This window comes from bacterium, from assembly GCA_035371905.1.
In the GTDB taxonomy this organism is placed as follows: Bacteria; Ratteibacteria; UBA8468; order B48-G9; family JAFGKM01; genus JAMWDI01.
Map to the genome: position 1 here is coordinate 1 of DAORXQ010000095.1, position 6,238 is coordinate 6,238.

General features: G+C 32.9%; 9 protein-coding genes. All 9 read right to left on the bottom strand.

All coding sequences use genetic code 11. The features are described from left to right. Window positions 1–61: 61 nt before the first annotated feature. Window positions 62–430 carry a hypothetical protein gene (locus tag PKV21_08505; GenBank protein HOM27529.1) on the bottom strand — a complete coding sequence of 123 codons (369 nt, stop codon included), beginning with the start codon at window positions 428–430 and terminating at the stop codon, window positions 62–64. Window positions 431–451: 21 nt separating this feature from the next. Then, window positions 452–943 (bottom strand): hypothetical protein, encoded by a 492-nt coding sequence (locus PKV21_08510; protein HOM27530.1) that lies wholly within the window; start codon window positions 941–943, stop codon window positions 452–454. A gap of 15 nt (window positions 944–958) precedes the next feature. Beyond that, complete coding sequence (locus tag PKV21_08515; GenBank protein HOM27531.1) at window positions 959–1,420, bottom strand: hypothetical protein; 462 nt, start codon at window positions 1,418–1,420, stop codon at window positions 959–961. Window positions 1,421–1,422: 2 nt separating this feature from the next. Then, complete coding sequence (locus PKV21_08520; protein ID HOM27532.1) at window positions 1,423–2,364, bottom strand: hypothetical protein; 942 nt, start codon at window positions 2,362–2,364, stop codon at window positions 1,423–1,425. Between the two features lie 2 nt (window positions 2,365–2,366). Next, complete coding sequence (locus PKV21_08525; GenBank protein HOM27533.1) at window positions 2,367–2,840, bottom strand: DUF1320 family protein; 474 nt, start codon at window positions 2,838–2,840, stop codon at window positions 2,367–2,369. A gap of 1 nt (window position 2,841) precedes the next feature. Then, window positions 2,842–3,786 (bottom strand): hypothetical protein, encoded by a 945-nt coding sequence (locus PKV21_08530; GenBank protein ID HOM27534.1) that lies wholly within the window; start codon window positions 3,784–3,786, stop codon window positions 2,842–2,844. 13 nt (window positions 3,787–3,799) lie between these two features. Continuing rightward, window positions 3,800–4,258, bottom strand: a complete 459-nt coding sequence (locus PKV21_08535; GenBank protein HOM27535.1) for a hypothetical protein — start codon at window positions 4,256–4,258, stop codon at window positions 3,800–3,802. 13 nt (window positions 4,259–4,271) lie between these two features. Continuing rightward, window positions 4,272–5,510 (bottom strand): hypothetical protein, encoded by a 1,239-nt coding sequence (locus tag PKV21_08540; protein HOM27536.1) that lies wholly within the window; start codon window positions 5,508–5,510, stop codon window positions 4,272–4,274. Window positions 5,511–5,568: 58 nt separating this feature from the next. Next, on the bottom strand, window positions 5,569–6,238 hold a 670-nt coding region (locus tag PKV21_08545; protein HOM27537.1), incomplete at its 5' end, for a hypothetical protein.

Here is a 6,238-nt window from a genome sequence, read left to right on the forward strand (position 1 = left end):
TTCTTCTTTTGATATATTAGTTACATATATTTCAATATTTGAAACTCTCTCAACTTAGTCCCTATTGTTTAGGAGTTCTTTCATCCTCTATTGTAAAACGCGCCTTGTCAAGTAATGTCTTCAAGTAAGTCAATCCTGAACTGAATTCTCTGAAATGCATAACTTTCATCTTTATTTCTTCCTCTGTAAAATCAGTTTTCCCGTGAAAGAACCCATCAATAAACTTCTTTATATCTTCTGGATTACCTTCAACCTTAAATAAAAAACGGGATGATTTGTCATCTTTAATTGCTTGTTGACATTTCACCCCGTTTACACAACTTAAAACCAACTCTGTCAAATGTAAGTCAGAAAGTAAAACTCCATCATCTGTATATCTTATAACAAAAGATGTCTTCTTAATCGCTCCATCAGGAAAAAATTTTCCCATCGCTAATCACCCTCCTTTCTTTTAAGTTTCAGAAGCAGGAGAAAATTCTCCAAGTGCTCCCTCGTCATCATCCCATAAGGCAGTAAATGTGACTTCAATTTTTCCTTCTGCGTCTTTGGCAAATTCATAAGCACCAAACCCTGTTGGCATACATTTATAAAAAGTCCAAGTAACGGCCGTTCCATCACTTCTTGTTCCACTTATTTTAATTTTCTTGTAGGTAGGTGCTCCACCAGCAGAAAGACCTAATTTACCATTACCAGGCTCATCCCAGAGAGAACTTAAATTTGCATAAGTTGTCTCAGCACATATGATATGAATTTCATAACCTTCAGCCGTCACCTGCATACCCACTGGATATAAAGTTTGGTCTACTTCCACCCTTCTTGTATCTCTTGTTTTAGTAATAGTAGTTCCTCCCTGCGTATATCCAATATCATTTAAAGTTGTATCGCCATAATCACCAATTTCAACTACTCCTGCTGAAGTCAAGATTTTTGTTGAATCGCCCATTTTTAAACCTCCTTTTTAAAGTTTAGTTCCAACGACTGATAATTCAATCATTGGTGTTGAAAACCATACATCATCATCATTTGCTTCATCCCAGGTTATATTTTCAACTTCTATTCCATTCACTAAACCATTTAGTGAAGGGTTCTTACTTAGTTCAATTATTATCTTATTTATCAAGTCATCTGTCTTAACTTCTGCTTCATCTAAATCAGCCATAGAAAAATCACATATTCCAATAACAATATAAACCCTTCTTGGTAGTTCCAAAGAAGGTTGGTCTCTTTTAATCTCATCTCCTGACGCATTTCTCTTAAAAACAGCAATCATCGGGCAATCAGTATGAGATGGTTTGCTTGGTATATTTCTCTTATAAATAGTTGCTATTCTACCCTTTATGTTCTTTATTTTAGCATTCTTAATAGTGTTATATACTGCATCCTTTATCTCTTTAACATTACCAGCCCAATTTAAAATCAAATTTATCCTCCTTTTAACTCTTTTCTTAGTGCTTTTTTAAGTTCATTATATACATCTTTTACACTAACTTGTTTACTCTTTATCATATTATAAAGTTCTCTTCTTGCTTTATTAGTTAAATCAAGTTGTTCCATTAAGTCCTCAATTGCTTCAAAAGTTCTCTCAGCTGCCTCTTTAATATCATTTTTATCAACTGTGAAAATCTTTTCAATATCTTCTTTGAGAAATGGAGACCAAACATATCTGAAAAATTCTCCTTTTGTCAGTTCTGGTGTCTCTACAACTTCTCCTGTATCAAGTTTTTTCACCTTTCCACCAGCAATAAATGGATTTCTATTTCTGCTTCTATGAAACTTTATAAGGTCTCCAAACCTTTTAATTGACTTTTTAGTCCAGTGAAAATACCAAAAAGGTGGTTCAATTTCTGGGTCTTCCCAGCCAACTGATATATTTAAGTCAGATATTCTAAATAAACCTTTACTCCAATCCCTCTTTGAGAAGAAAGAAAATTTATTTATTTTTAGTCCTTTTGATACAACATCAGATAAAGTTCCTGAAAAGAAAAGTGGAGTATCTTTACTCTTAGGTGCTATATTCCATATAAAAGTTTGATACTCTCTTCTTCTCAAAGTTTTTTCCTTCAAAGGAGGCCAGTTTCCAAAACCACCTGTTTTGAATTTTCTATATTGCTCCTTTCTTAGTCGTTCTTCAAAAGCCTTTTTTGCTTTCTCTTGAAACCTTTGAGAAGAGACAGCACACATAGCAGTGCTTAACTTTAATATAGGTTCAGATGCCTTTCCTATTGGTGCTTTCCAACTATATCCTAAACCTTTTTTCATCCAAGTTTGAAAAGCACCTACAACAGTTGCATTTATCTCTGCTTCAACGAACTTTCCATAAGGTCCGTCTCCACTTAAAGATAATTTAAGTATAGACCTTGCCATATTTAAGGCTCCTTATCGTAATTTTCGTCTACTGTCTGTTCCCAAAAGTCCTTCATAGTAAAAATTTGGTCTACATTTTCTTTATTAGACCTAATTGAAGAAACCTTTCTTTTAGAAGGAGCAATAGTATTCCCCTGTTTGTCAAAGAGCAATTTTAATCCATCTCTAACTTCTTCAAGCATACTTATAAGTCGTTCCCATTTTGAAGTTAACCAATTACCTTCTTCACCTTTATATGGCGGAGTATTTGTAGCACTGAGATAAATATATTCAAAAGCCTCATTTGCCAGAAATAATACATAGTCAGGAACTTCTACAAAAGGCAAATTATATCTTTCTCCTATATAACTATCTACAAGGCTTTCAGCATCTCTTATCCAATTTTCAACTAATTTCCTTGAAATAGTTTTCTTCTCCTCAATCTTCTCCTTTAATATAGGAAACCTTTCTATAACTCCGTCATATGTTAAATACATTTCAGTTCTTTTTTTTACCAGTTAAAACATCTTTAATTACATAGAGACAAGAATCAGATACTACTTGAAGGTCATCCTCATAATATACTTTTACCCAATCACCAGGAATATCTTTATCGTAATGAGGAAATACTTCAGTGGTTAATTCTTGTTTTACAAAACGAGCAACCCAAGTGAAAGTATTTTTAGTTCCTTTTGGAGTAGTATAAAGGAAAGCAACATTATCACCCCAAATTGGTGCTGAAACTTCTGTAATGCCTTTTCCTGTTGTGTCATATTGACAAGTTGGAATAAGAATTGTCTTTATGCTTTCAAAAACTAAATTAAAATAAGATGCAAGAGTAAATACCTGTGGAGAAGCCTGTGCTTTAACTATTTTACCCCAACTTTCCACTAAATCTTCATTTAACTTTATTGCTTCCCATACCTCCCACGGTATTATCATAGTATTTGGTAAAACACCAGAATTTTTTCTGAATTCCTGTATAGCATCAGAAATATCTTTTTGTATAGTTGCACCATCCGTATCCCATTTTGTGATAGAATCAGATGGAACATTTGTTGAACTTGCAACAGTAGATGCAACTAATTTTTCTCTATTTCTCATAAGTTGAGTTTTAAGACCAAATGCTTTTTCCTTGACAGGGTCCATATATTCTTTGTATGTTTTAGCATCCTCTTCAGAAATAAAATCTCTTAATCCGTGTCGTTCAGTTGCATAAGTCCCTTTTTTAGGAATTCTTTGAAGTGGAATTTCTGGTGTTGAAGCCCTATAACCAACTACATCATTAGTTATCTTCTTCTCTTTCTTTTCCCAAATCGTATATTTCCCAGAAATTTCAGAAACAGGAACATTAGTTAATATCTTATCAGCAATAAACACCTCATCTGGAGGTGTATAATCTACTACAAAACTCGTCAAAATTTTTTCATTTATATACGCCATTTATTCCTCCTTTTTAAGTTGCCAACCCAACTATTTGTCTTGATAATAAAACTGCCACTTTTCCACCATTTACTCCATCTTCAACAGCAATTCCTGCAACATAAGTCAAAACATCTCCTGCTGAAAGTCCATCATCAATTATCCCAATATCTTTTGCTTTCCCTTCAGCAGTTGCAATAACCAAATGATTTGCTGTTATATTTCCATCACAAACTACATCAACAATTCCTTCAATCTGAATATTACCTGCTTTTCCAGCTTGTATTTTCCCTTCCTCATATCTATAATCAGGCAATAGAACTCCTAATACAGTTCCTCCATCTTTTGAAGGCAAAATGAACTTTGATGTATCTGAACTATCAAGAGCAACAAACAAATTAGGAGTTGCTTCAATAAGTGCTCCTTCTCCATCTTTAATCCCATTTACTTTACTTATTGTCAAACCAGAATAAACTCCTTCTAAATTAGCCATTATTTCCTCCTTTTTATTTTACTTTCCCTTCACTTTTTAGCCTTTCATAAGCAACTTCTTTACTTACCTTATGTGTCTCTGCAAACTCTTCAACCAACTTTGCCTCTTGTAGTTTCTCATCAATTACAGGGTTATCTTTACCCTTTTCAGAGAACTCAACATATTTTGGAAGTTTATCAATTAACTCCATAATAGCGTTCCCTATCTTTACTTCTTTATCTTTTCCATCTTCTGAAAACTTAACTACTTTCTCATCGTTGTATGTCTCAAGAAGAATTGACTTCACTAATGGTGCAACAGCAGGAATTATTTGTTCTGAATGCGTCTCCATAAACTTCTCTACTTTTAACTCAATATTTTCCTGCTCAATGCTTTGAATCTTTTTCTCTATTACATCAATCTTTTCTTTCATATCTCCTCCTATTTGTATGTTATCTTCATTTTCAGAGAATAATACATATCCAATTCCTTTATCCTCTGAGTTATATAAAACACTTGCATCTTTTAAATCTTTCATTCTTGGTATTCCTGCTCCTAATAAACTGACACATTTCAACACAGGAAATTCAATATTCTCATTTATGCCAGGTATCTCTGCCATATAAAGTTCAGGAGAAAACCTTCTGTATCCACCTAATCTTATAATATCAGCAACCTGTTTTGGAACTTCTTTAATATCACCTATGAGTTTCCCTTCTGAATATCTCAAATTCTCTACCCAACCATAAGCTGGACCGTTTTCTATATGGTCAATAGTTAATGGAGGTTTAATTCTATCTTTAAATCTTTCATAATTTTTAACTATTGTTTTCAATGTATCCTCTGTTATTTTGACATTCGGTCCAAAGTCCCCAACTTGACAGAGTTCTTGGTCAAACATATTAACTGTCTCTGCTGATTTACTTGTCTGTGTCTGTGCAGAAGGATACCCGTATTTACTCTTTTGAAGTTTATCAATAAGTTGTTTGATAGCATCTTTAATCTCTTGAAGGCTCTTTTTTTCAGCAATCATTTTTAGTTCATCTAAAACTTTTATTGAAGGATAACCATAAGGATAACCATACTTTTCAGCAAACTCCATAAGTTCTTTTAATGAATTCCTTAAAGTTGTCTCATCTTGAAGTTCAGATAAACTAAGTAAATAACTTTCAAAATCTCCAAATTTTCTCATCTCTTCGTCAAACTTTGATATTAAAGTTAACCCTTCATCAAAGTCATTTACGCTTTGAAACTGCTCTAACAAAGTTCCCATTTTACCTCCTTTTAGTTAAAATTCTATAAAAACATTTACTATAAGACCACTTAATTTGTCAAGTGCTTTCATCTTTTTTAGGAGTAGGTAATTGTGTCTCTTCAATATACCAGATGTTAGACTTAGGATTTTCTCTCCTACAAATATATAATCTATTTTTAATCTCAAACTTTATAAAGTCCTCTTTCTTGTCAAAGATAATTGCTTTCCCACTTTCAATAAGTTCAGCCCAAGCAGAAGTATTCTTTGTTGGATTAAGTTCTTCACCTGGCTCTAATTTAGTGTTTTTTAACTTATCAATGTTTGTTTTATACTTTTTCTGAATTGCTGAAGTTGGACTTTCTAATGGATTATATTCACACTCAAAACTCATATCATCTAATCTAAAAAGATAATATTGAGAAGAAGCACCCCAACGAACTACTATAACTGGTTTTCCTTCTTTATTAGTTCTTTTCCACCATATCCTGAATAACTTATAAGTAGTTCCTTCTGAACCTTTTTCTATCTGAACGTCTAACTCTTCAAGTTCCATAAGTTTATTTCTTTTCTCAATTGCTTTATTTCTATCTTTTTCTAACCAGTATTTTAAATTATCAGGCACATTTTTTCTGTATTTCTTTGGTAAAGCAGAATAACCAGTTGGAGGCAACCAATTCTTTTCTTTTGCCTTTTCACTTAAACAATAAGGTCGTTGGTCATCTGGTTGAATAAATACCCAGTAAAAA

What these genes read in the sequence shown, in the direction of transcription:
- PKV21_08505 (HOM27529.1), bottom strand. Translation starts at nt 430, where the DNA reads ATGGGAAAATTTTTTCCTGATGGAGCGATTAAGAAGACATCTTTTGTT.
- PKV21_08510 (HOM27530.1), bottom strand. Translation starts at nt 943, where the DNA reads ATGGGCGATTCAACAAAAATCTTGACTTCAGCAGGAGTAGTTGAAATT.
- PKV21_08520 (HOM27532.1), bottom strand. Translation starts at nt 2,364, where the DNA reads ATGGCAAGGTCTATACTTAAATTATCTTTAAGTGGAGACGGACCTTAT.
- PKV21_08525 (HOM27533.1), bottom strand. Translation starts at nt 2,840, where the DNA reads ATGTATTTAACATATGACGGAGTTATAGAAAGGTTTCCTATATTAAAG.
- PKV21_08530 (HOM27534.1), bottom strand. Translation starts at nt 3,786, where the DNA reads ATGGCGTATATAAATGAAAAAATTTTGACGAGTTTTGTAGTAGATTAT.
- PKV21_08535 (HOM27535.1), bottom strand. Translation starts at nt 4,258, where the DNA reads ATGGCTAATTTAGAAGGAGTTTATTCTGGTTTGACAATAAGTAAAGTA.
- PKV21_08540 (HOM27536.1), bottom strand. Translation starts at nt 5,510, where the DNA reads ATGGGAACTTTGTTAGAGCAGTTTCAAAGCGTAAATGACTTTGATGAA.